This is a genomic window from Roseibium album, assembly GCF_001404515.1.
GTDB classification, from domain to species: domain Bacteria; phylum Pseudomonadota; class Alphaproteobacteria; order Rhizobiales; family Stappiaceae; genus Roseibium; species Roseibium album.
On the sequence record NZ_CXWE01000008.1, the window covers coordinates 1 to 23,642 of the forward strand.

At 55.2% G+C, this 23,642-nt stretch carries 18 protein-coding genes and 1 tRNA gene; 8 read left to right on the plus strand and 11 right to left on the minus strand.

Annotated elements, in window-relative coordinates; genetic code table 11:
* Positions 1 to 284: 284 nt before the first annotated feature.
* A protein-coding gene (locus LA5095_RS24415; RefSeq protein ID WP_144436156.1) for an IS3 family transposase occupies positions 285 to 1,384 on the minus strand; the annotation gives its coding sequence in 2 pieces (ribosomal slippage) (positions 285 to 1,132 and positions 1,132 to 1,384; 1,101 coding nt in all).
* 737 nt (positions 1,385 to 2,121) lie between these two features.
* On the opposite strand from LA5095_RS24415, the gene LA5095_RS24425 reads away from it, so the two are divergent.
* Genes LA5095_RS24425 through LA5095_RS24435 form a run of 3 tightly spaced genes read left to right on the plus strand, consistent with a single transcriptional unit; the run spans position 2,122 to position 4,122 of the window.
* Positions 2,122 to 2,691, plus strand: coding sequence for a hypothetical protein (locus LA5095_RS24425; protein WP_055119863.1), 570 nt, complete (start codon positions 2,122 to 2,124; stop codon positions 2,689 to 2,691).
* Entirely contained in the window at positions 2,688 to 3,392 is a 705-nt protein-coding gene (locus LA5095_RS24430) for a hypothetical protein (protein WP_055119865.1), read from the plus strand. Before LA5095_RS24425 ends, LA5095_RS24430 begins: the two co-directional genes overlap by 4 nt.
* 1 nt (position 3,393) lies before the next feature.
* Positions 3,394 to 4,122, plus strand: coding sequence for a PP2C family protein-serine/threonine phosphatase (locus LA5095_RS24435; RefSeq protein ID WP_055119866.1), 729 nt, complete (start codon positions 3,394 to 3,396; stop codon positions 4,120 to 4,122).
* Between the two features lie 198 nt (positions 4,123 to 4,320).
* Here the strand turns inward: LA5095_RS24435 and LA5095_RS24440 are convergent.
* The 3 genes from LA5095_RS24440 to LA5095_RS24450 all read right to left on the minus strand — a co-directional run bounded on the left by LA5095_RS24440 (position 4,321) and on the right by LA5095_RS24450 (position 5,826).
* Positions 4,321 to 4,397, minus strand: a tRNA-His gene (locus LA5095_RS24440).
* A 187-nt stretch (positions 4,398 to 4,584) separates the two neighbouring features.
* The gene (locus LA5095_RS24445; RefSeq protein ID WP_055119868.1) at positions 4,585 to 5,100 is read right to left on the minus strand and encodes a phasin; all 516 of its coding nucleotides are present in this window, start codon (positions 5,098 to 5,100) and stop codon (positions 4,585 to 4,587) included.
* 339 nt (positions 5,101 to 5,439) lie between these two features.
* Positions 5,440 to 5,826 carry a phasin gene (locus LA5095_RS24450; protein ID WP_055119870.1) on the minus strand — a complete coding sequence of 129 codons (387 nt, stop codon included), beginning with the start codon at positions 5,824 to 5,826 and terminating at the stop codon, positions 5,440 to 5,442.
* A gap of 257 nt (positions 5,827 to 6,083) precedes the next feature.
* Here LA5095_RS24450 and LA5095_RS24455 point away from each other — a divergent pair, with 257 nt between their 5' ends.
* From LA5095_RS24455 to ftsH, 4 genes are all read left to right on the plus strand, one after another.
* Entirely contained in the window at positions 6,084 to 10,877 is a 4,794-nt protein-coding gene (locus tag LA5095_RS24455; RefSeq protein ID WP_055119872.1) for an ATP-binding protein, read from the plus strand.
* A gap of 352 nt (positions 10,878 to 11,229) precedes the next feature.
* The gene (locus LA5095_RS24460) at positions 11,230 to 12,273 is read left to right on the plus strand and encodes a Fe(3+) ABC transporter substrate-binding protein (RefSeq protein WP_082442972.1); all 1,044 of its coding nucleotides are present in this window, start codon (positions 11,230 to 11,232) and stop codon (positions 12,271 to 12,273) included.
* A 113-nt stretch (positions 12,274 to 12,386) separates the two neighbouring features.
* The gene (locus tag LA5095_RS24465) at positions 12,387 to 14,075 is read left to right on the plus strand and encodes an ABC transporter permease (protein ID WP_055119874.1); all 1,689 of its coding nucleotides are present in this window, start codon (positions 12,387 to 12,389) and stop codon (positions 14,073 to 14,075) included.
* A gap of 88 nt (positions 14,076 to 14,163) precedes the next feature.
* The gene (gene ftsH / locus LA5095_RS24470) at positions 14,164 to 15,990 is read left to right on the plus strand and encodes an ATP-dependent zinc metalloprotease FtsH (protein ID WP_055119876.1); all 1,827 of its coding nucleotides are present in this window, start codon (positions 14,164 to 14,166) and stop codon (positions 15,988 to 15,990) included.
* A 180-nt stretch (positions 15,991 to 16,170) separates the two neighbouring features.
* Here ftsH and LA5095_RS24475 read toward each other — a convergent pair whose 3' ends face one another.
* The 3 genes from LA5095_RS24475 to LA5095_RS24485 form a co-directional block, all read right to left on the minus strand.
* Positions 16,171 to 16,797, minus strand: coding sequence for a CoA transferase subunit B (locus LA5095_RS24475; protein WP_029062183.1), 627 nt, complete (start codon positions 16,795 to 16,797; stop codon positions 16,171 to 16,173).
* A 12-nt stretch (positions 16,798 to 16,809) separates the two neighbouring features.
* The gene (locus LA5095_RS24480) at positions 16,810 to 17,505 is read right to left on the minus strand and encodes a CoA transferase subunit A (protein WP_055119879.1); all 696 of its coding nucleotides are present in this window, start codon (positions 17,503 to 17,505) and stop codon (positions 16,810 to 16,812) included.
* Between the two features lie 324 nt (positions 17,506 to 17,829).
* Entirely contained in the window at positions 17,830 to 18,876 is a 1,047-nt protein-coding gene (locus LA5095_RS24485; protein ID WP_055119881.1) for a hypothetical protein, read from the minus strand.
* A gap of 408 nt (positions 18,877 to 19,284) precedes the next feature.
* Between LA5095_RS24485 and LA5095_RS24495 the strand changes: the two genes are divergently transcribed.
* The gene (locus tag LA5095_RS24495) at positions 19,285 to 19,530 is read left to right on the plus strand and encodes a DUF6460 domain-containing protein (protein WP_029062187.1); all 246 of its coding nucleotides are present in this window, start codon (positions 19,285 to 19,287) and stop codon (positions 19,528 to 19,530) included.
* Between the two features lie 8 nt (positions 19,531 to 19,538).
* Here LA5095_RS24495 and LA5095_RS24500 read toward each other — a convergent pair whose 3' ends face one another.
* The 4 genes from LA5095_RS24500 to LA5095_RS24515 all read right to left on the minus strand — a co-directional run bounded on the left by LA5095_RS24500 (position 19,539) and on the right by LA5095_RS24515 (position 23,621).
* The gene (locus tag LA5095_RS24500) at positions 19,539 to 20,363 is read right to left on the minus strand and encodes an ABC transporter permease (RefSeq protein WP_055119885.1); all 825 of its coding nucleotides are present in this window, start codon (positions 20,361 to 20,363) and stop codon (positions 19,539 to 19,541) included.
* Positions 20,360 to 21,286: an ABC transporter permease subunit gene (locus LA5095_RS24505; RefSeq protein WP_055119888.1), complete on the minus strand. Its 927-nt coding sequence runs from the start codon at positions 21,284 to 21,286 to the stop codon at positions 20,360 to 20,362. The genes LA5095_RS24500 and LA5095_RS24505 overlap by 4 nt, the downstream gene beginning before the upstream one ends.
* 5 nt (positions 21,287 to 21,291) lie before the next feature.
* Positions 21,292 to 22,449 (minus strand): ABC transporter ATP-binding protein, encoded by a 1,158-nt coding sequence (locus tag LA5095_RS24510; protein WP_055119890.1) that lies wholly within the window; start codon positions 22,447 to 22,449, stop codon positions 21,292 to 21,294.
* An 80-nt stretch (positions 22,450 to 22,529) separates the two neighbouring features.
* Positions 22,530 to 23,621, minus strand: a complete 1,092-nt coding sequence (locus LA5095_RS24515) for a polyamine ABC transporter substrate-binding protein (RefSeq protein ID WP_055120366.1) — start codon at positions 23,619 to 23,621, stop codon at positions 22,530 to 22,532.
* Positions 23,622 to 23,642: the final 21 nt, after the last annotated feature.

Here is a 23,642-nt window from a genome sequence, read left to right on the forward strand (position 1 = left end):
TGGATCCTCCGTTTTCCTAAACATAACGGCGGACCACTTCAAAGGGGGAGGATCAGCTGCGGATTAGATTTGTAGTTCATGTTTGTTTGTATCGACAAGAAGACATTCAAAAGTGACCGACAAAACATAGTCCTCTAAAGAAAAGACTGTTGCTCAAGCGCAAAAAACTGAAGGTAGGAATAAGAGCCCTGAATATATCGAGGACGACAAATAGGTTTCTATTTCTGATCTGAGACCTAATTCTCTTCCGGCTTATCGCGGAGTCTTTCGGTTGACTTTTGGCCTCATGCGGCCTGTGTGTGCAATGTCATTTTCAATGCGAACACGTGGGGCGTGAGATTGCCCAGGGATGAGTGGGGTCTGTTTCGGTTGTAGTCGTCCTTCCATGCGGTGATTTGGGATCGGACTTCAGAAAGCGACGAGAACAACGTCTCGTTGAGACACTCATCCCTGAAGCTAACGTTGAAACTCTCGACGAAACCGTTCTGCATTGGCTTGCCGGGCTGGATGTAATGCCAATCGACACCTGTCCCCTGACACCATTTGAGAACCACCATGCTGATCAGCTCGGTTCCGTTGTCAGAGACCACGGTGCCCGGTTTGCCACTCAGACGGATGAGCGCATCGAGTTCACGGGTGACCCGCAAACCTGACAATGAAGTGTCGGCCACCAGCGCCAGGCGCTCGCGGTTGTAATCGTCGACCGCCGCCAGGACCCGAAAGCGGCGGCCGTCCGTAAAGGCGTCCGACACGAAGTCCAGGCTCCACCGCTCGTTTGTTCTGCCTTGCAACACCATCGGCCGCCTGGTGCCCAAAGCTCGCTTCCGGCCACCACGTTTACGGACTTGCAGCTTTTCCTCGCGATAGAGGCGCCTCAGCTTCTTCTGGTTCTTTCGGATGCCCTGACGTTCCAGCATCACGTGAATACGCCTGTAGCCGAAGCGCCGGCGCTCTCCGGCAACCTTCTTCATGGCTTCACGCAGATCTGCATCATCCGGTCGCAGGCTTCGATACCGGACACTCGACCGGTCAATTGCCAAGACCGCACACGCCCGACGCTGGCTCACGCCGTGCCCGGAGCACAGGTGAGCCGCAGCTTCCCGTCTTGCACCGGACGTTACCATTTTTTTGAAGCAACGTCCTTCAGCATGGCATTGTCGAGCATGGCCTCAGCCAAAAGCTTCTTGAGCCTCGCGTTCTCGTCTTCAAGCGCCTTCAGCTTGCGGGCATCGGATACATCCATGCCGCCAAACTTGGCCTTGTATTTGTAAAAGGTGGCTTCCGAGATCCCGTGCCGCCTGCAAACATCGGCTGTCTTTTGCCCGCTCTCCTGCTCCCGCAAGATGCCGATGATCTGTTCTTCTGTGAACCGTAAACGCTTCATTCCAACCGTCTCCTGCTTCAAACGGACTCTTCACAAAACTGGAGGAGAATCAGGGTCTCAGGTCAGAACCATGGCGCGAACCGGTTGAATTGCCGGGAGGCCTGAGGACCGCCTTCGGTGTCGATGGCAGATTGGCAATTATATGGAACTTGGTTCTCTCTATGGTTCAGCGCCGCTCGACTATTGCTGGAAGCCTGACCATCGATCCAATTGCAGGAGCCAAACTAGAAATAGCCGCGTCAGGCCTGTTATCTTGGTCTCAGCAACTACTTAATTCGGAGTATGACGATTAATAAATCCTTCGCAGTGACCCGAGTTCTTGGGGCCCTAGCTTCTGAAATAGTGAGTATATTCTAGAGAGACCGCCAGCATGCATTTTACAAATAATGCCACTCTGATCACAACCTTATTCCAAAATCTTCAATATTGACGCTGGAGGAGGTGGTAACACAAAGAGGGGTGGGGGTCCGGCGAAGTGCCCCACCTAAGTTTTTTGGATTTTTCCTCTCGGAGCTTAGAACTGTCAAAACAGAGAGGGTCCCTAATACAAAAATGAATAACGAGTGGGCACTTGCGGCTGCAATGGTCTGTCGGACGTATTGAGCCTGTCGACCATTTTTTACCTTTTGCGAAGCTAGTTTGGCTGCTTGTGTACCTCAAGTGTCTTGTTTGACAAGTGAGCGACTCGCAGCTTACTGTCCTCTGTCCGCGGACAAAGGACACTTAATGAGCGTGAGATGAAAAGCCAAGATATCGTCATATTGCTAAAGCTTGTGAGCCTGCAAGCACAAGAAGAGTCTGGTTTGCTGGAGAGCAAAGACTGGTCTTCAGGTCGAGAAGAACCTTACTCTGTTCGTGGTTTAGGCGCATCCTTAGGTATCAGCAAGACGGAGGTAAGCGCCTCGCTCAAAAGAAGCCTTGAATCTGGTCTTGCCATAAGGGACCGCTCGTATCGCCGAACAAGGCCCAATCGTCGTGATCTCTACGAGTTCATAGCACATGGACTGAAGTTTGTGTTCCCAGCAAAGCCAGGTGCACCCGAGCGCGGCATTCCCACGGCCTTTGCGGCCCCGATGCTAGAAGGCCAGCTGATCAGCGCAGGACACGAAATTTATGTCTGGGCTTATGCAAAGGGCCAAGTTAGGGGACTTTCAGTTGAACCACTCTTCAAGTCTGTGCCGGAAGCCATCAGCGGCGACAAGCGGCTGTACGAGTATCTCGCCCTAGTAGACGCCATTAGACTTGGCAAGCAGAGAGAATCAAATTTGGCAACTGAGCGGCTCAAAGATAGGCTCCGGAAGAAATGACGGTTCAGGGGCAACTCCTCTATATGCTCGAAACCGTTGCCAGGGCACTTGGCGACGATCTGCGCCAACGGTTGGTATTCGTTGGCGGATGCACGACTGCGCTCTTCATCACTGACCCGATTACACTAGAAGATGTAAGAGCGACAGATGATGTGGACCTAATAGTCGATTTAGCGGGTTACGCGGAATGGGTACAGCTGCAAGAGCATTTGCGTGAAATCGGCTTCACTAACTCTCACGAAGACGAAATCATCTGCCGAATGCGGCTCGGCGAACTTAAAGTAGACTTCATGCCTGACAATGAGAAAATTATCGGTTTCTCCAATCGCTGGTACGCGAGAGGTATAGAAACAGCCGTTACACATAATTTAGCGGAAGACTTAGAGATCAAACATCTGGTTCCCACACTTTTTGTCGCAACGAAACTCGAAGCATATCGTGGGCGCGGAGACGATGACCCGATAGGTAGCCACGATCTCGAAGATGTTCTATTAGTCATAGACGGGCGTGAAGAATTGTGTGTCGAAATACTGGAAGCAGATCAAGACATTCGTACCTATATCGCTCAGCAATTTCGCGAGCTACAGGAACACCGCGACTTCGATAGCTTCCTCCAAGGCAACATCAGGGGTCCAGCCGGTCGTGTCGAGATTGCACACGACCGGATAAGGGCGCTTGCACAATGTGACGACGTAAGCTGAGATGAATATTGGGATCAGCTGGCGCAGTGAACAGGGACTGCTCACTCCCGACAACAGAGATTGGTGTGGCATCGGACTCCGTAACGACGCAATACTCTGTATAGTTCTCGACGGCTCTACATCCGGCGAAAACAGTGGCGAATACGCCCACCAAATTGCGCGTCGTTTAGTTGACTGGTTCACCATCTTTGACAATGTCACCTTGGAGGCGATCATTGATCGCCTTCGCTTTATCCATAGGGAATTGACGCTTAAGTTTCGTAGAAGCTCTGCAAGCTTCGTGATCGCATTTGTTGAGAAAAATGGCCTTACGCACTTGCTGCATGCAGGCGACTGTTTGGCAATGGCAAGCGATGGAGCCTTAGGATTGGTTAGTCACATCCAACCACACACACTCACCAACGCAATATGCCAGATGCCGATTGATGACATCGCAAGTTCACCACTGCGAAACCGCTTAACACGCAGCTTTCGGAGCACAGAGTTCATGCCCCCTGATGTATGTAACTACACACCTGTAGCTAATCAAAAACTCATCTTAGCGACAGACGGTTTCTGGGCCGCGCTAGATTCAGAAGAAAAAGCAAAATTTCTAGCAGGAGATTTGGTTTCATCGTGCAAAGAGCGAGATGACTGCAGCGTACTTTCGCTAGAATTTTCAAGCGACAGATCAGGTGAAGTGAAACTCGGAACTAGCAAAAACTGTTATTTAATGGATGCGAGAGCTTAAAATAGAATTGTTGTGACCTTGCGAGCGCTAAAGGCGAGTTTGAGATCCCGCATTAGACGTATCAACAATTTGAACCTCGTCGAATATGGGGAGGCGGAATTAGAAACCAGAAAAACTAAAGCAGATCTTTTTCGTACCCCCAGCGCCCCCCCAGAGAGCAACATCGCATCCATTCGCACAACTAAGTCATTGAAATGATGGTACAGACGAGTGGGTTCGAACCACCGACCTTCGGAGCCACAATCCGACGCTCTAACCAACTGAGCTACGTCTGCCTAGGCCTTGATATGGCGCGGACGATACTCGTCCGGGCCGCTCTTTGCAAGGGCGTCTTCTAACGCCGTTTTTTGGAACCGGCAAGCTAGTATTTTCGGAAAATACAAGCCTGTTGAAAAGAAAATGCCCGGGGCTGAACCCCGGGCATATCGGTCATTGCGGTTCCGCAAATGCGGTCCTGAAAGGTCAGTTGACGCTCAGACCCTTGAAGGATTTTTCCATTGCTTCCTTGACCGGAGCGGAAACATCGGTTCCGAGCTTGGTAGCCAGTTCCTGCATTTCCTTGGTCTGGCTGCTCAGAGCGTCGAATTGCTGACGTGCAAAAGTGGATTGCAGCTCGATTGCCTCGGCAACTGTCTTCACGGACAAGATGTCCTTGATGAAGTTGAAGGTCGCGTCTGCATTGGTTTTCGCTGCGTCGACAGCCCTGTGGTTGAATTCGACAACGCCCTGGCGGGAAGTTTCGAATGTGTCTTCCATCAGGTCGGTCGCGTCTTCAGCAGCGGTCTTTACCTTGGCATAAGTATCGCGCGCGCTTTCGATGCCTTGCTCGGTGGCTTCGCGAAACGCTGCCGGAACTTCCATTTTCGGAAGAGCGAAAGCTTCAAAGTCCGGGAAAGTCACACCAGCCGGTGCAGCCTTGGCCTTGGAAGTGCGTGCTTTGGAAGCCGTCTTGGCGGTAGTCGTGTTGGTCTCGGTCATGATCTCATCTCCTAGAGTTCGGATGCGATCATCGGTTCAAATTTCATTCTGCCGTTTCTTCAACTGGCAGACCCTGTCGTCATCCGCAGACCCTACATAATGCATGCCTTGCTGCATTGCAACATTTTTTTGCACTGCACAATAAACTTCCGTAGGGGAGAACTCGTGTTCCAGCCTTCGGGCGGCTTTCAATCAGCCTGGCGGATGCTTTTGCTGCCGGCAACCGTCCACCGGAATCGCGGTGTCCGTGCAGCCTTCGACACTGTACCCATACGCTCGTTCTGTGAACCTTCAATGCGCAGAACGAACGTGTCCTGCGCATTCTTGAGGTCGCGGGCTTCACTTTTTCTGTGCGGCCTTTGCGGCGTCCTGCACGGCCTTGGTCGCGGCATTGGAAAATTCACGGGACTGTTCACCCAGCGATTCCATTTGCCCGCGCAGATAACTCTGCTGCAGCTTCATCATGTCCTCGACATTGTCGGCCTTGACGAGTTCCTGCGCAAACTTGAAGGCCGCATTGACGTGCTCTTCAGCATAAGTCAGCGCCTTCTTGTTGACATCCGCCGCATTTGCCTGGACAGCGCTGGCGCTGTCCTCGACGTTCGAAACAGCCTTGTGGGTGGCGCCCATGAAATCGTCAAACGCCTTACGAGCCTGGTCTACGCTCTTTTCAGCAAAATCACGCATCTGCTCGGGGACTTCAAAACCGGTATTGTCAGTGCTCATGTCAGCGCTCCTCGGGTCGCGAGCGTGAAAAGCCCGCGTCTTCTAAGTTCTGTCCTTGCCAAAAATTCGTACCATGCAGATGGCGATCCGGCAAACAATTGGGGACAGATTAACCACGCCTTCACGTAAGTCCTTTAGCAAACTTGCTGTACGTGGACGACGCTAAGCTTTGCTAGTATTAACAGAGTGTTTACGAAAGCAGGCATCCCGGCACCGCACGTCCGCAACTCGGTATCGCCGACCATTGGAGCAACACGATGGACAATCAGACCCAATCATTCCTGGAACTGAGTGCCATGAATGATCTGGTCCAACTTGCAGCCGACACAAGAGCGGCCTGGTTGTGGTCTGCCGATGGCGCCAAAATCCTGTGGTCAAATGCCGCCGGCGCGGCGTTTTTTTCCGCGCAATCCGTATCCGACCTCAAGGGTCTGTCTGCGCTGGAACGATCGCCTGCACGCCCTCACATTGCCCGTATCGCCGATTCCGGCCTGACCGACAGATTCAGCATCGACCGGTTGAGGTTCTACCGTGGTCTCCGGGTCATGCTTCTGACTTGCCAGTGCAAGCGGGTTGAACTGGACGGTGGCGATACCGCGGCGCTGATCGTTTGCAGCGACAAGGGACTTGCGCTGACCAAGGACCCCATTCCCGCATTCGCCAGTCTTCTCAAATCCGGCAAGTCGACGGTCTTCCTGATTTCCGGAGGAAATGACAAAGAGACATTCGGTGAACTTGACGGTGTTCCGGAAGACATTGCCCTGCCGCAGGATCAAAAGGTCCTGTTTGGCCCGCTCGACCTGAACGGCCGCTTTCATGACGGCGGCGTTCTGCAGATACCGGCCGGTCCGCGGATCGTTGTCTTGAGCAATGACCCGGTCAGCGAAGATGATACACCGGACACAACGGCTGGTGCCGTGGAACACCTGCCCGTTCCACAGTCTGTCTCGCTTGCATCCGATGCTGACCCCGCTGAGCGTCCGTTGGATGAAACGGGTCAGGATCCCGGTGACGACCATTCATCTATAAACGATGCCGCTGGCGATAAAGATCACCACAATGATGATGGCGCAGGGCAGTCGTTGGAAAAGTCTTCCGTCCCGGCTGAGACCGACAAGGGCCCCAAATTGCCGGCCGAAGCATCAGAGCCGGTTGCTGAATCCGATAACGACGCCGACGAGTTCGCAGATGATCAACCGGACGCGCATGACAACCATGTTCCCGGAGAAGTGGGCCATCAGACCATAGAACCTGCGGCCGCCGAATTCGATGAAATGGATGAAACTTCACGCGAAGAAGTCCCCACGGAAGCGGAGGGAACTCCAGAGGACGAAGCCGGCGACCAACAGGCTGCAACCACTTCCGGTGTGTCAGACGCGCAGGTTGCTGTCCGTGAAGGCTTCGTGTTCCAGCCGCGCCGGAGGCCTGTGCGATTTGCCTGGAAGATGGATGTTGACCAGTGCTTCACGTTCCTGTCCGACGAATTCGCCGAAGTGCTGGGCCCGGATGCGACGAATATTGTCGGATCGTCCTGGGAAGAGGTGTCAGAAAAGTTTGGACTGGACCCGCGGGGCAACATTGCCCGGGCGCTGGACAGACGCGACACCTGGAGCGGTAAAACCGTAGCATGGCCCGTGAGTGGTGCTGCACTCCGCGTACCGGTGGATATGGCCGCGCTTCCTGCTTTCGATCGTGACCGGAAGTTTGAGGGCTATCGTGGCTTCGGAGTCTGCAGGACATCTGACGCCGTTCAGGATCCCGACGGCTTCATCCCGTTGCCCGCTCCCACCCCGGTGTTCGACGAGCCAGTGGGCGAAGATGCCGACACTGGCGACATGCAGACACGCAGCCGGGAAACCGACGCCGCACTCGAGACTGCGGCTGATGATGGCGATACGGCTCAGAGCGATGATGAAAATCAAGCGCAAATGAATGATGCGCTGGAAGCCGATGACGAAGACGAGCTGGCCGGAAGCGAAGAGGTAGAAAATCCGGATTTGGATATCCGCCTTGCAGACGCGGACACTATTGCCGATGACGATGCTGAAAGCCCAGCAGCTGATGGCGAAGACGACGCATCCGACGAAGTTGCCAGCCTAGACGCTTCGGGACCTGTCGCAGTCGATGACGTCGAATCCTTGGAAGACCAGATAGACGCGCAATCGCCTGAAGTGAACGCGTCGGAAGAAACCGAAAACGAGGGTGCGACAGAGACATACGTCCCGGTCAATGAAAATCCGGAAAGCGGAGACCTGAAGGACCTGAAACCCGCGCAGCCGAATTCACTCGGCGGCAGAACATTCCTGGGCGCCAGCGCAGCTGCGTTGGTTGGTTCTCTTGCAATGTTCAAAGGCAAGAAAGGGTCGAAGCCCCTGGATACCGCCCCTGACGGTGCGGTGCCGTCGCCAAAAGAAAAGATAGCGGAAAACGAGCATTCCGGCGGAGCGGTGCCCGGGTCCGGAACGACGGAACCAGCGACACCTGACGCGCTCAACCTGTCCGAAGACCTGAAAAACGCTGCGGCGGCGCTGGATGCAGGCCTATCAGAAAACCTTTCCGGAGAAACTGACGGGGAGCAGAACGCAGATAACCCGGCAGACATTTCTGAACTGGAAGCAGAGACTGCTCCTGTCGATCCGGAGGACGTATCGGTTCAGCTGACGGCACAAGCGCAATCGGACGAAGCGGTTGAGGCTGATCAGGCTGAGAACGACGATGACGAGCCCGCTGCCACGGCAGGCGAGATCAACTCCGACCTGTCGACCAGTGAGGAAACCACTGCGGACGAACAAGACTACAAGCACGAAAACGGCACCTATATTGCCGAGGTTGCCGTTCAAGACGGTGCGGAAGAAGAAGCTGAGAAGACAGAGGCGCTCCCAGAAAATACTGCAGCTGAAGAGCCCGTCGGGATCGCAGGTCCGGCTGAACTGAAACCCTCCGAGATCGAGAGCGCTGTGAAAACGCTGGCGAAGTCTTACAAACCGGCTGAAAAACGGTCTCCGGATCTTTTTGATGAAGGGTCGGACGTGCGCGCCGGTACCGCGCCCGATGCCGAGGAAGCTGTTGAGGAGACTATTGCGACCGAACCGAACACCGGCGACCAGGCAGATGACGTCTCCGAAACAGAAGATCTTGTAAGCGACGAGCCTTCCGAGAGCGTCAGCCTTGACGAAGAGACCGGTGACGACGCTTCTCCAAACAGCGAAGAAGAAGATCCGGCTGCCGAGGAAGAGCGCGAATTCTTTGAAGAGACCGCCGCATTCGAACAGGAAGACCGGGCGGCCGAAGCAGACGCATCTCCACCGGCGGAACCGGAGAGAAAGAGCGGTGAGGTCATTCCACTCGCAACTGCCCGTCCGCGCGTCGTCCCCGTCGACACTTCATCACTGTCGCGTCCGGAGAGACAGGCATTCCGCAAGATAGCGGAAGCGCTCGGTGCTCGGCTGGAAGGCGACATGGAGGAATTTGAAGCTCCGGATCCGGAAGAAGAAGCGCTCGAGGACTTGCCGCCTGATGTTCCAGAGGCAGGTCCGATCGATCCAAGTCTGCTCGACCGGTTGCCGATCGGCATTTCGATCGTTCACGACCGCGAAGTGCTCTACGCCAACAAGGCGCTTCTGAAGATGCTTGGTTACACTTCCATTGCGGCCCTGTCAGAAGCCGGAGGCCTGGAAGCCCTGTTCATCGATGACACCGATGAGCTGGGGGATGGAATCGGGATCGATGATGAAATCGACGAAGCCATGAAGATGCGTGTCGCAGATGGCGGTGTCCTTACCGTTGATGCGCATATGCACTCGGTGCCGTGGAACGGTACCCGCGGGTTGATGATTTCGATCAGCGAACGCCAACAGAAGCAGATACCCCCGACCGTTGCTCCTGCATCGCCGAATTTCTTTGCAGGTGTCCGGGCCGAGCTCGACAATGCCCACGACCAGATTGCCGAGCTGGATACCATTCTGGAGACCGCCACCGACGGCGTCCTTGTCCTTGACCGGCATGGAACGATCGTAAAAGTCAACGGATCCGCGGAAGCTCTTTTCAGCGCCAACCGTGCAGACATGATAGGTGCTCCCTTTATCGAGTTTCTGGCGCCGGAAAGCCATCGGGCCGCGAGCGACTACCTTGACGGCCTGTCCCGCAATGGGGTCGCCAGCATATTGAATGACGGACGAGAAGTGCTCGGTCAGGTGCCCACGGGTGGGTTGATCCCGCTTTTCATGACCATGGGGCGGATCACCAGCAGCAAGGATGAAGCGAAATTCTGCGCGGTGTTGCGCGACATCACCCAGTGGAAGACCGCAGAGGAAGAGCTGACGCAGGCCAAGCGGCAAGCCGAAAATGCCAGCTCTCAGAAGTCCGACTTCCTGGCCAAGATCAGCCATGAGATCAGAACGCCGCTTAATGCGATCATCGGATTTTCGGAAGTGATGATGGAGGAACGGTTCGGAGCGATCGGCAACGACCGTTACAAGGACTATCTGAAGGACATCCGGACGTCCGGTTCGCACATTATGAGCCTGATCAATGACCTCCTTGATCTTTCGAAAATCGAAGCCGGAAAGCTCGATCTCAAATTCTCGGCCGTCTCGACAAATGAAGTCATCAACGAATGTGTCGCCCTGATGCAGCCCCAGGCCAACCGGGAGAGGGTGATCATCCGGGCAAGCCTGCCGGAATCCGTTCCCGATATTGTCGCCGATCCGCGCTCGCTGCGCCAGATCGTGCTGAACCTGTTGTCCAACGGCATCAAGTACAACAAGTCCGGAGGCCAGGTGATCCTGTCAACCGCGCTTGAAAGCAACGGCGAAGTTGCGCTCAGGGTACGCGATACAGGTACCGGAATGACCGCGAAACAGCTGGCTGCTGCCCTGGAACCGTTCCGGCAACTGCACACTGCAAGCCGGGGTGGGGGAACGGGACTGGGTCTGCCACTGACCAAGGCGCTGGTCGAAGCGAACCGGGCGAGCTTTCACATCGATTCCACGCCGGATCAGGGAACGCTTGTTGAAATTGTCTTTCCAACACAGCGGGTCCTGTCGGAGTAGATCCGGCCGGAACTCGATCCTTCAAGGCGATCTCGCGCCTGCCAGATGGCGGGCGCGTGGGTACTGGACGCCTCATGCAGCGTGGGCCGAGCATCTGTTCACGGTTTCGTGATCGCCCCAGATTCCTCGACCTCGAGTGCTTTTCGACTAAAAAGTAGAGGAATAAACTCCTGTTTTATCACTGATTTTTGCTTAAATTGTGGAATGTAAAATTCCAGTTAGTTTTGAACAATTCTAAACTATTGATTTTATTAAGTTTATTGACTTACGCGCGCCTCGGAGACATATTCCTGAGCAATCGCTTCCGCTTTTGGCGACAACAACAAATCAATCGGATCTCTGGGAGAGTTATATGCGTTCGACCTTCCGCACCCTGACAGGTGCCCTTGCCCTGACCACCGCAGCCTTTGCTGCAGCACCGGCTCTTGCCGACGGGGAAGTGAATATCTATTCCTACCGCCAGCCGTTTCTGATCCAGCCGTTACTGGATGCCTTTACCGCTGACACAGGTATCAAGACCAACGTTGTTTTTGCCTCCAAGGGCCTTGGCGAGCGCATTGCCGCGGAGGGCGACAATTCCCCTGCCGACGTGCTTCTGACCGTTGATATCGGCCGTCTGGACGGCGCCAAGCAGCTCGGTATCACGCAGCCGGTTGTCTCCGACGTCGTCGACGGCAATATTCCCGCGCAGTTCCGTGATCCGGAAGGCCACTGGATCGGACTGACAAATCGTGCACGCGTTGTTTATGCGTCGAAGGATCGTGTCGACCAGGACACCATTACCTATGAAGATCTCGCCGATCCGAAATGGAAAGGCCGCCTCTGCACAAGATCCGGACAGCACGTCTATACCATCGGCCTGATCGCATCGATGGTCGCCCATCACGGTGCCGAAAAAACCGAAGAGTGGCTGGCAGGTGTGCGCGAAAACCTGGCCCGCAAGCCGGCCGGCAACGACCGTGCACAGGTGAAGGCAATCTTTGCCGGCGAATGTGATATCGCCATCGGCAACACCTATTACATGGGCAAGATGGAAACGAACGACAAAGAGCCGGAACAGAAAGAGTGGGCCAACTCGGTGCGCATCCTGTTCCCGAATGCCGACGCGCGTGGCACACACGTAAATCTGGCAGGCATTGTTCTGGCGAAAAATGCACCAAACAAGGACAACGCCGTAAAATTGATCGAATTCCTGTCTTCCAGCAACGCGCAGCAAATTTATGCGGAAACCAATTTCGAATATCCGGTGACACCGGGTGTGGAAGTTTCCGAGCGAGTTCAAAGCTGGGGTGAGCTGACGCCGGACGACCTTTCGCTTGCCGATATTGCCAAGAACCGCAAGACGGCCAGTGAACTGGTCGACAAGGTCGGGTTCGACAACGGCCCGGCCTCCTGACCAACCCTGACGACAGAAATCAAAAAGCGCCGTGCTTCACGGCGCTTTTTTGCATTTTGGAAGGTTTACCTTTAGAGCTTCCTGCGAACCATTACGAACAATAAAGAACTGCTTTGCTGCGCACGCCCACACACTCCATCACCGACCGTTTCTGGCTAGTCGCAGCCCTTGTCATCGCAGCAATGGTTCTGCTGCCACTCGGAGCCATTGTCTGGATCGCCATCACGCCAACTGGTGACATCTGGGGTCATCTGCTGACAACCGTTCTGCCCGGATCGTTAAAGACAACGCTGCTGCTGATGCTGGGCGTCGGACTGACGACTTGTGTAACCGGCGTGCTGACCGCCTGGCTTGTTACCATGTGCAACTTTCCCGGACGCAGGATTGCCGACTGGGCGCTTCTGGTACCGCTTGCCGTTCCGACCTATATCGTCGCATTCGCCTATGTCGAGGTGCTGGACTACACTGGTCCCGTTCAGAGCCTGATCCGGGACATTTTCGGCTTCAAGACATCGCGGGATTACTGGTTTCCGGAAATCCGGTCGCTGGGTGGCGCCATTTTCGTGATGGGTGCGGTTCTCTATCCGTACGTCTATCTCACGACCCGAGCCAGCTTTCTTATTCAATCGTCATCGACGCTGGATGTTTCGCGAACGCTGGGCGCATCGCCCTACGGCCTTTTCTTTCGTGTCGCCCTGCCCCTTGCACGGCCTGCGATTGCGATAGGCGTGTCCCTGGCCCTGATGGAGTGTCTCAATGATATTGGCGCCGTTACATTCTTCGGCGTAAAGACGCTGACCTTTTCCGTTTATGATACCTGGCTGAACCGCTCCAGCCTTGGAGGAGCCGCACAGCTTGCGCTGGCCATGCTGGCAATGGTGTTCCTTCTGTTGTGGCTAGAACGTTTCGGCCGCCGGAAGCAGCGCTTTGACGCAGGGGGAGGATCAAAGCACAGGCCGCCAACCCGCTTCGACCTGAGCGGCTGGCAATCCGTTCTCGCACTTGGTCTTTGTCTCACACCGATCCTTGTCGGGTTCGTTGTTCCGGGTCTTTTGCTAGCGGATCGAGCGAGCCGTCGACTGAACGACGTTTTTGCGTCCGGGTTCCTCCAGGCGATCTGGAACAGTTTCTATCTTGCTTCCATCGCGGCCCTGCTAACCGTTGTCATTTCAATCGCGCTTGCCTACGCACTTCGGATCAACAGCAGAGGACCACTCAAGATTGCCGTGCGCCTCGCCTCCATCGGCTATGCCATTCCCGGTACGGTTCTCGCGATCGGGATTCTCATTCCGCTGGCCGGATTCGACAATTTCCTTGATGCGCGGATGGAGAGCTGGTTTGGCCTCAACACGGGTCTGCTCCTGCTCGGTAGCGGTACCGGCCTGGTCTATGCCTACGTCGTGAGGTTCCTCGCCGTTTCCTATGGTCAGGTGGAGGGCGGCTTCGGGAGAATAACACCTCACCTCGACATGGCAGCGCGGACACTCGGGCGCAATACCGGTCAGACCCTTACGCAAGTTCACCTGCCCATCCTGAAACCGGTGTTGCTGTCTGCGGCCCTTCTAAGCTTTGTCGACTGCATGAAGGAACTGCCGGCGACCATCTTGCTGCGTCCGTTCAACTTCGAAACGCTGGCAACAACCGTGTTCGAGGCAGCATCGCGGGAAGCCTTCGAAGAAGCCGCCCTTCCCTCTCTCGCCATAGTTCTTGTGGGTCTTATCCCGGTAATCTTCCTCGCGCGCTCAAGCGCTTCTTCCTTCCGCACCAAGATGTCCACACGACAGATTGATGCTACCAGCTAACTCTTCTGGTTGATCCCTCGCCTTGACAGCCACCTTGCAAATCGTCCCAATGGCGGCTTGCTCAGACCACGTACGGGACGTCTTTTCCATGGACAAAAAACATCAGATCAATCTCTGGTACGCCTTTATCGCCATGATGCTGGTGCTGATGTTCCAAAGTTGGTGGACGACTTACAAGACCGTTGAAGCGATCCCCTACAGCCAGTTTGAGCAATATCTCAAAGCCAAGAAGATCGAAGAGATTTCGATCAAGGAAAACACGATAGAGGGCAAGTTCAAGGAGCCTCTCAAAGACGGCAAGCAATACTTTGTCACGACTCGCGTCGACATTCCGCTGGCCGAAGAGCTGACCAAATACGACGTCAAGTTTACCGGCATCGTCCAGAGCACCTTCATCCGGGATATCATGTCCTGGGTTCTTCCCGTCCTTCTGTTCTTTGGCCTCTGGATGTTCTTTATCCGCCGTATAGCGGAAAAGCAGGGGATCGGCGGCATGATGACCGTCGGCAAATCCAAGGCCAAGGTCTATGTCGAGACCGATGTCGACGTTACGTTTGAAAATGTCGCCGGTGTCGATGAAGCGAAACGGGAATTGAAGGAGGTCGTGGACTTCCTGAAAGACCCGAAGTCCTACGGACGCCTCGGTGCACATGTTCCAAAGGGCATCCTGCTCGTGGGACCTCCCGGGACCGGCAAGACACTGCTGGCCCGCGCGGTCGCCGGTGAAGCCGGTGTCCCGTTCTTTTCGATTTCGGGTTCGGAATTCGTCGAGATGTTTGTCGGGGTCGGTGCCGCGCGCGTGCGGGATCTCTTCGAGCAGGCCCGCAAGGCAGCGCCTGCGATCATCTTCATCGACGAGCTCGATGCGCTCGGCCGCGCCCGTTCCAGCGGAGTGATGGGCACCAACGATGAAAAGGAACAGACCCTCAATCAGCTTTTGACAGAACTTGACGGATTCGACACATCCAGCGGGATTATTCTGCTCGCCGCTACCAACCGGCCGGAAATCCTCGACCCCGCGCTCTTGCGGGCGGGACGCTTCGACCGGCAGGTACTGGTCGACCGGCCTGACAAACCGGGCCGAAAGGCAATCCTTGAAGTCCATGTCAAAAAGATCAAACTCGACCCGGACACGGATCTTGATCAGATTGCCCAGCTCACCGCCGGGTTCTCGGGCGCGGACCTTGCCACGCTCGTCAACGAGGCAGCTCTGCTTGCAACGCGGCGCAATGGCGATGCCGTGACCTTGCAGGACTTCAACGAAGCGGTGGAACGCGTTGTCGCCGGGCTCGAAAAACGCAGCCGTATCCTGTCGGAAAAGGAACGAAAGACCGTTGCGTTTCACGAAATGGGCCATGCGCTTGTTGCCGCCAATCTCGAAGGTTGCGACCCGGTGCACAAGATCTCGATCATTCCGCGCGGGATCGGCGCGCTTGGCTACACCATGCAGCGCCCGACCGAAGACCGGTTCCTGCTTTCAACACAGGATCTTGAGAATCGCATGGCCGTGCTGATGGGTGGCCGGGCGGCGGAGGAAATCGTCTTCGAAGAGATATCGACAGGCGCTTCCGACGACCTGCAAAAAGTTACCGAGGTCGCGCGGGACATGGTGATGCGCTACGGAATGGAACAGACGCTCGGAAATCGCACCTACGCTACCCAACGGCAGAATTTCCTGGGTCAGCCAGCCGGAGACGTTGCCGAAGTTTCACCCGATACCCAGCGCGAAATAGACATAGCCATCAAGGATCATGTCGAGGGCGCGTTCACCCGTGCCAAGGCTCTTTTGCAGCAGCATCGGAGCGAACTCGACGAGGGTGCAAAATTGCTGCTTTCCAAAGAGACCCTGACGGATTCCGATTTTCCGGCAATCCGGCCGATAGCAGAGCGGCGGGATAACAAGGCCGCGGAATAGGGGCCGGTTGGAAGACCTGTCCGGAACCACAATGGCCTGTCACGGTCGACAGGGATTGCAAGCAATACCGCGTCTTCACGGCCGTGTCCTGGTGCAACTTGAAAAAAGACGCCCCCAAGAATCCTGAGGGCGCCTTCCGACACTAGAAACATGATGCCTTTGACGTTCGATCGGACAAGCTCAGACGATTGTCGCCTGGGTCTTTTCCCTTACCTCGTCAAGCGACACATCCGAAGCAAGTTCGACAACCTTCAGGCCGCCTTCCGCAACATCGAAAACACCGAAATTGGTGATAATGCGATCAACGCACTTCACGCCGGTGAGCGGGAGTGTGCACTCCCGCAGAAGCTTCGGATCGCCAGCCTTTGACGTATGATCCATGATCACGACGACGCGTTTCACACCCGCCACCAGATCCATGGCACCGCCCATGCCCTTGACCATCTTTCCCGGGATCATCCAGTTGGCGAGATCACCTGTCTCGGCCACTTCCATTGCGCCCAGGATCGACAGGTCGATGTGACCGCCGCGGATCATGCCGAAGCTGTCGGCGGACGAGAAATAACTGGTCTGCGGCAATTCGGTGATGGTCTGCTTGCCTGCATTGATCAGGTCCGCGTCAACTTCATCATCCGTCGGAAAAGGGCCCATGCCGAGCATTCCGTTTTCCGACTGAAGCGTGACGTGAACTCCTTCGGGAATGTAATTTGAAACCAGCGTCGGAATGCCGATGCCAAGGTTCACATAAAAACCGTCTTCCAGCTCCTGCGCAGCGCGCTTTGCCATGTCATCACGTGTCCAGGCCATGATGTATCCTCCTCAGGCTGCGCGCGTCGTGCGCTTTTCAATGCGTTTTTCATGGTCGCCGATGATGATGCGGTCGACGAAAATACCGGCTGTATGGATGTTGTCCGCGTCGAGTTCACCGATCTCGACCACTTCTTCCACTTCAACGATACAAACCTTGCCGGCCGTCGCCATCATCGGATTGAAGTTGCGGGCCGTCTTGCGGTAGATCAGGTTGCCTTCCTTGTCGGCTTTCCAGGCCTTGACCAGGGAAACGTCGGCCACGAGCCCGGTTTCCATGATGTAGGTCTCGCCATTGAAGTCCTTGTGCTCCTTGCCTTCGGCAATCAGCGTTCCGACACCGGTCTTGGTGTAGAAGCCCGGTATGCCGGCGCCGCCTGCACGAATACGTTCCGCAAGCGTTCCCTGAGGGTTGAATTCAAGCTCCAGCTCGCCATTCAGATATTGCTTTTCGAAAGTCGCGTTTTCACCCACATAGGACGAAACCATCTTCTTGATCTGGCGCGTCTGCAAAAGAAGCCCAAGGCCAAAGTCATCAACGCCCGCATTGTTGGAAATTGCGGTGATGTCCCTGGCTCCGGAATCCCGGAGCGCAACGATCAGATTTTCCGGAATGCCGCAAAGACCGAACCCACCGGCCATCACCGTCATGCCGTCAAAGGTCAGCCCGTCCAGGGCGGCCTTTGCGTCCGGATATATTTTGTTCATGTTTCACTCCCAGTTAAGACCGCAAGGTGCGTTTTGCGCACATTCGCCGCTCGGTTCTTCCCGGTCAAGACTTCTTTGCCGCATTGCAGCGAAAAACCGGCAACACTGCCGTGAGCCGGTTCAGGGAGCGCTTTTAGGGGCTGCAGACAATGCAACTCACCGCATTGACATCTGCTATCCGGCACCGGCCCACCAGCGTTTCTTGTCCCGGTGAAGTTTGAAGCAGAAGACAAGGACGCACTGACAGAAGTTCTTAGAAAGAGGCCTTCAACTCCTGCCAGCGTGTCACGCGAAATGTCAGCCCGGTCTCCGGCGCCCTCTTGATCAGAGAAGCGCCACGTTCTGCAGATACCGGTTCTTAAGTTTCGAGAAGTTCCTGTCCTCGGGAAAACAAACTGCCGATTCGTCGCCGAACAAGTACCCGGACAGGTACTTCATGACACCGGCCCGATTGTTTCTTTCCATGCCCAGTTCACGGAGCAGTTTAACGTACTCCGCAAATTTCGGCTGCGGCGCCCTTTTGCTTTTGACGAATCCGAGCGTCATGCTCTTGAACTCCGGCTTGTATCCGAACAAAGACAGGCCGATCAATTCACGGGCGAGCACTCTGGGTACGCGTCCTTTGTTGTCCCAAAGCATGCCGAGATTTTCATAAAAGAACTGTTGCCAAACCTTTTTGTAGAACTCGGCACCTCTCATGTTGAAAAAGATTGTCGACTGCAAAGCATGGTCTCTGCTCAGTTTGTCGCGCGCACACTGGGTTGCCGAGCCCTTCTTGAGCCTCGGGTTGTGGCGAATGTGTCGATTCAACAAGTCAAGTGCGCAATTCATGCGCTGCAGTTTTTCCAGCTCTCCGCGAACCGCGGGATCCGCCTTCCATTGGACAAACTCTTCACAGTCTCTCCACAAGTGGTGATATCCGTTTTCAAGAGCGATCTGAAACTGTTGACCCGCCGTCGCAGCGCCTACTATCAGGGCGTCGTTCAACAAGGGCGTCCAGTTCTTTTCACTCAGAATACTACCGACCTCGACGACAGGGACAGATGGCACCGGTCTTTTGGTTCCCTCGGTTCTCAGCTGTTGTTCCGCGGTGACGTGAACTTCTGTGGCTTGATCTTGAATACCGTTGGCACCCGTTACGCCAAAATTGGCAATGAGTTCCTTGTTCAGTCGTATTCCCGTTCCGCCAAGCAGGACGAGCTTCAACGCATTCCTGGACGTGGCTTCGTAAAGATTATACGCAGCAGCCACAAAGTCCTCCATGACCTTGTCTTCATTCCAGGATGGGTCCCACTTCCCTACCCACTTGTTGTCTTTGCGGTAATGATTCCAAAGCGGGCGGATTTCCATTTCAAAAGCAATGCGGTTCATGTCAGGTCTTCCTCTGGATTGTGATCAACATCGACCGCAAGGCATCTGTTCGTGCCTTTTTCTGCGGCGGCTGCGTTGTATTTCGGAAGGAAGACCGGGGCTTCGAAGTGCCGGGCGTCACAAGCGTAGTACCGATCGGTATTTTTTTGGAAAGCGGCGGGGCCCGCAAACAGTTTTCCGAACCGGCGAGGCAGGCCTTTTTGTCGAGACCTGTCTGGAAAATGTAAGGACCGTCATGCATCCGGGTGGATCCGCCAAAGATCGGCGTGATCCACGTTTTCACGCGTTTTTGGAAGTTGTTTATGGTTTGTAAAGTCTTAAAGCGAAGAATTGAGGTGTGTCAGTCAAGGGATCGAAGCAAACCCGAATGGCTGTGTTCAGACAACTGCTTGAAAGAAACCGCGCGCCGTGTACCCGTTCTGGTCAACATTTTTCAGGATCGCAGCGTTTTCCCTGCTCGTTGGCGCCGGGTTGTCCTTCGTCGACATTTCTGCGGAAGACATACTGGGAACTGTCGGCCTCAGTCCGCTGCAGCTTTGGATCTACATGCTCGAATTCCGCGATTGGGCAATCCCGAACATGATCCTGGGCGCCTTTATCGTGGTTCCGGTCTGGCTGTTCATTTACCTGATCCGACCACCGCGGGCCGGCTGACCCAATCCTCAACCATCGGCACCGAATGCCGCCCGCTCGTCGCGTTCCCGCTGCACCTGTTGTCGTTTGGTCACCAGTGAGGCCGCAATGACACCGATCGTCACCAGGCCGACCAGGATCGTACAGACCGCGTTGATTTCCGGTGTCACGCCCAACCGCACCTGCGAGTAGATTTTCATCGGCAGGGTCGTCGCACCCGGACCTGTGGTGAAGCTGGCGATCACCAGATCATCCAGCGACAGGGTGAAGGCCAGCATCCAGCCGGCAATGACGCCGGGCAAAATGATCGGAAGCGTGATCAGGAAGAAGGTCTTCACGGGAGGGCAGCCAAGATCTTCGGCTGCTTCCTCGACGGACTTGTCAAATCCGACCAGACGGGACTGAACGACAACCGCCACATAACACATGGCGAAAGTCGTGTGTGCCAGCATCACGGTCCAGAAGCCGCGGGCCGTGCCCATTGCAACGAACAGCAGCAACAAAGACAGGCCGAGGATTACTTCCGGCATGACGAGCGGCGCAAAGATCATTCCGGAAAACAGCGAGCGACCCATGAACCGGCCGGAGCGCACCAATATCAGTGCTGCCAGCGTTCCGAGCACGGTCGCGATGGTTGCCGACGCAAAGGCAACGCGCAACGTCACCCAGGCCGCATCGAGCAACTGTTCGTTTTGAAGCAGGGATGCGTACCACTTGGTCGAAAAGCCACCCCAGACAGTAACCAGCCTGCTTTCGTTGAAGGAGTAGATCACCAGGAGAACAATAGGCAGGTAGAGGAACGAGAAGCCCAGAACCAGCGAGGTGATGTTGAACCAGGTCGGACCGCGGGTCATCCTTCTTTCTCCGACATTTTTTGTTGCTGGTTCTGGAAGAGCACGATCGGGATCACGAGTATCATGAGCAGGATCACCGCGACGGCCGAGGAAACAGGCCAATCCCGGTTGTTGAAGAACTCCACCCAGAGGGTCTTGCCGATCATCAGTGTGTTGGAACCACCGAGGAGATCGGGAATGACGAATTCCCCGACCGCGGGAATGAAAACCAGAAAACACCCGGCGATCACCCCGGGAAGCGACAAGGGCACGGTAATCTTCCAGAACGCTTTCCAGGGCGGACAGCCGAGGTCTTCCGCTGCTTCCAGCAGGCTCCCGTCAAGCCTCTCAAGGCTGGCATAAAGTGGCAGGACCAGGAATGGCAGATAAGAATAGACGATGCCGATATAGACCGCGATATTGGTATTGAGGATCACCAACGGCTCGTCGATGAGGCCCAGCATCATCAAAAACTGGTTCAGCAGTCCCTCGTTTTTCAATATGCCAATCCAGGCGTAGACCCGGATCAGAAAACTCGTCCAGAAAGGCAGAATAACCAGCATCAGCAATGTTGGACGCCACGCCTGAGGACTGCGCGCCATGCCATAGGCGATCGGGTAGCCGATCAGCAGAGTAAACAGCGTCGATATCGCCGCAATGACAACCGATGACACATAGGATTTCCAGTAGAGCGCGTCTTCCGTCAGCCAGATGTAATTCTCGAACGAAAACTCGCGGAAGGCTTCCACGAGACCCTGCCAGCCTTCCGCCAGATCGATTGCCGGCGAGTAAGGTGGAATTGAAACCGCGATCTGTGAAAGTGAAATCTTGAAAACGATCAGAAACGGCGCCAGAAAAAACACCAGCAGCCATAGATAGGGCATCGCAATCAGCAACTTGCCCCCGATGGTTCTTTTCGCAGGAGTGGCTGTCTGTTCGCTCATCCCGCCTACCCTTTCAAGATGACGCCGGCATCCCGGTCAAAGGAAAGCACGACCTCGTCGTCCCACGTGATCGGGTTTTCGACCATGCGGGAGATGTTGGCAAAAGTGGCACGGATGGTGTCATGATCATCTTCGCCGACCTTGGAGTGAATGCAGGAGACGTCGCCAAGATAGGCAATGTCCCACACCAGACCGTCAATCTGGTTGACCTGCCCCTCCTCCCGGCGGCCCTGGGCAATTCGGACCTTTTCGGGGCGTATAGCATACCAGACAGTTTCACCGAGACCGGCTTCCGTCTCCTGTTCGCTATCGATGACAAATCCGTCGACAACGGATACCAGGCGCGTTCCGGCATCCGATTTTTCGGTCACCTTGGCCTCAATCAGATTTACGTCGCCTATGAAGTCGGCCACGAATTTCGAATTCGGTGCTTCATAGATCTCCGCAGGGGTCGCGACCTGGACCAGTTCGCCCTTGTCCATCACGGCAATGCGATCTGCAACCGTCATTGCCTCCTCCTGATCGTGGGTCACGATCAGAAAGGTCATTTCGAGTTCTTCCTGCAGGTTCATCAGTTCGAACTGGGTTTCCTCGCGCAACTTGCGGTCCAGGGCACCCAGCGGTTCGTCGAGCAACAGAACCTTGGGACGTTTTGCGAGCGAGCGCGCGAGCGCAACCCGCTGGCGCTGGCCGCCGGAAAGCTGATGAGGCTTGCGCTGTGCAAATTGCTCAAGCTTCGTAAGGCGCAACATTTCCGATACGCGCGCTTCGATATCCTGCGCCGGCATGCTGTCCTGTTTCAGCCCGAAGGCAATGTTCTTCTCCACGTTCATATGCGGGAACAGGGCGTAGGACTGAAACATCATGTTGGAAGGACGCCGGTAAGGAGGGATACCCGCGAGATCCTGGCCGTCCAGGAATATCTGTCCGGATGTCGGTGTCTCAAACCCTGCGAGCATGCGCATCAGGGTCGTCTTGCCGCAACCCGAGCCACCGAGAAGCGCAAAAAACTCTTTCTCGTAGATCTTGAGGGACAGGTTCCTGACCGCGACAAATTCGCCGAATTTCTTGGTGACGTTGCGAAACTCGATAAAGGGAGGATGGTCGGAATTTTCCCAGGGAACAAATTCCCGACGCACCGGACCAATGGATTTTTTTGCCAAGACAGCCCCCACCCACAAACGACTGGATAAAATGGAACCGCCGGGTGCCAATGATTTGGCACCCGGCGGTGTTTACAAGCTTACTGACCGGTTTTTATCTTGGTCCATTCCCGCGTCCGCGTCCGCATTGTCTTGGGCGGCTTGGTTGTCGTTATGAACAGGTTGTTTACGGTTTCCTCATCCGGGTAGACAGCCGGGTCTCCGAGAACTTCCTTGTCAACGAACTCGTGGCTCGCCTTGTTTCCATTTGCGTAGAAGACATAGTTTGTCGCCTTGGCGATCACGTCCGGTCTCATGATGTAGTTGATAAACTCATGAGCTTCTTCGACATGCGGTGCATCGACCGGAATGGCCATGTTGTCGAACCACATCATGGCCCCTTCCTTCGGAATGACGTATTCGACGGTCACACCGTTGTCGGCTTCCGCAGCGCGGTCACGTGCTATCAACACATCTCCAGACCATCCAACTGCCAGGCATATGTCTCCATTTGCCAGCGCGTTGATGTATTCGGAAGAATGGAACTTTCGGACATAGGGGCGCACCGACATCAGCAGTTCCGTCGCTTTTTTGAAGTCGGCCGGATCATTGCTGTCGGGATCAAGACCAAGGTAGTTCAATGCGGGTGGAAACATTTCATCCGGGGTATCGAGCATATAGATACCGCAATCGGCGAACTTTGACGCGATTTCAGGATCGAAGACCATATCCCAGCTGTCCAGAGGCGCATCAGGCATGATCTCCTTGATCTTGTCGACATTGTACCCGAAGCCGGTGGTTCCCCACATGTAGTTTATGGCGTGTTCATTTCCCGGGTCGAATTTCACGACGCGCGCCATGATCTCGGGCCAGAGGTTTTCAAGGTTAGACAGTTTGTCCTTGTCCAGCTTCTGAAATGCGCCGGCCTGTATCTGTCTTCCCAGGAAGGTACCAGTCGGAACGACAACGTCGTAACCGGTGCCACCGGCAAGGAGCTTCGTCTCCAGAACCTCGTTGCTGTCAAAGACGTCGTAAACGACCTTGATGCCGGTTTCCTTGGTAAAGTCCTCCAGGATAGACTCATCGATGTAGTCGGACCAATTGTACACGTTCACGGTCCGGTCCTGAGCATAGGCAACACTACTCAGCAGGCTGAGAGCTGCGACCCCGGTCAACAATGTCTTAACAGTCATTCTGAACTCCCCTTCAGAAGT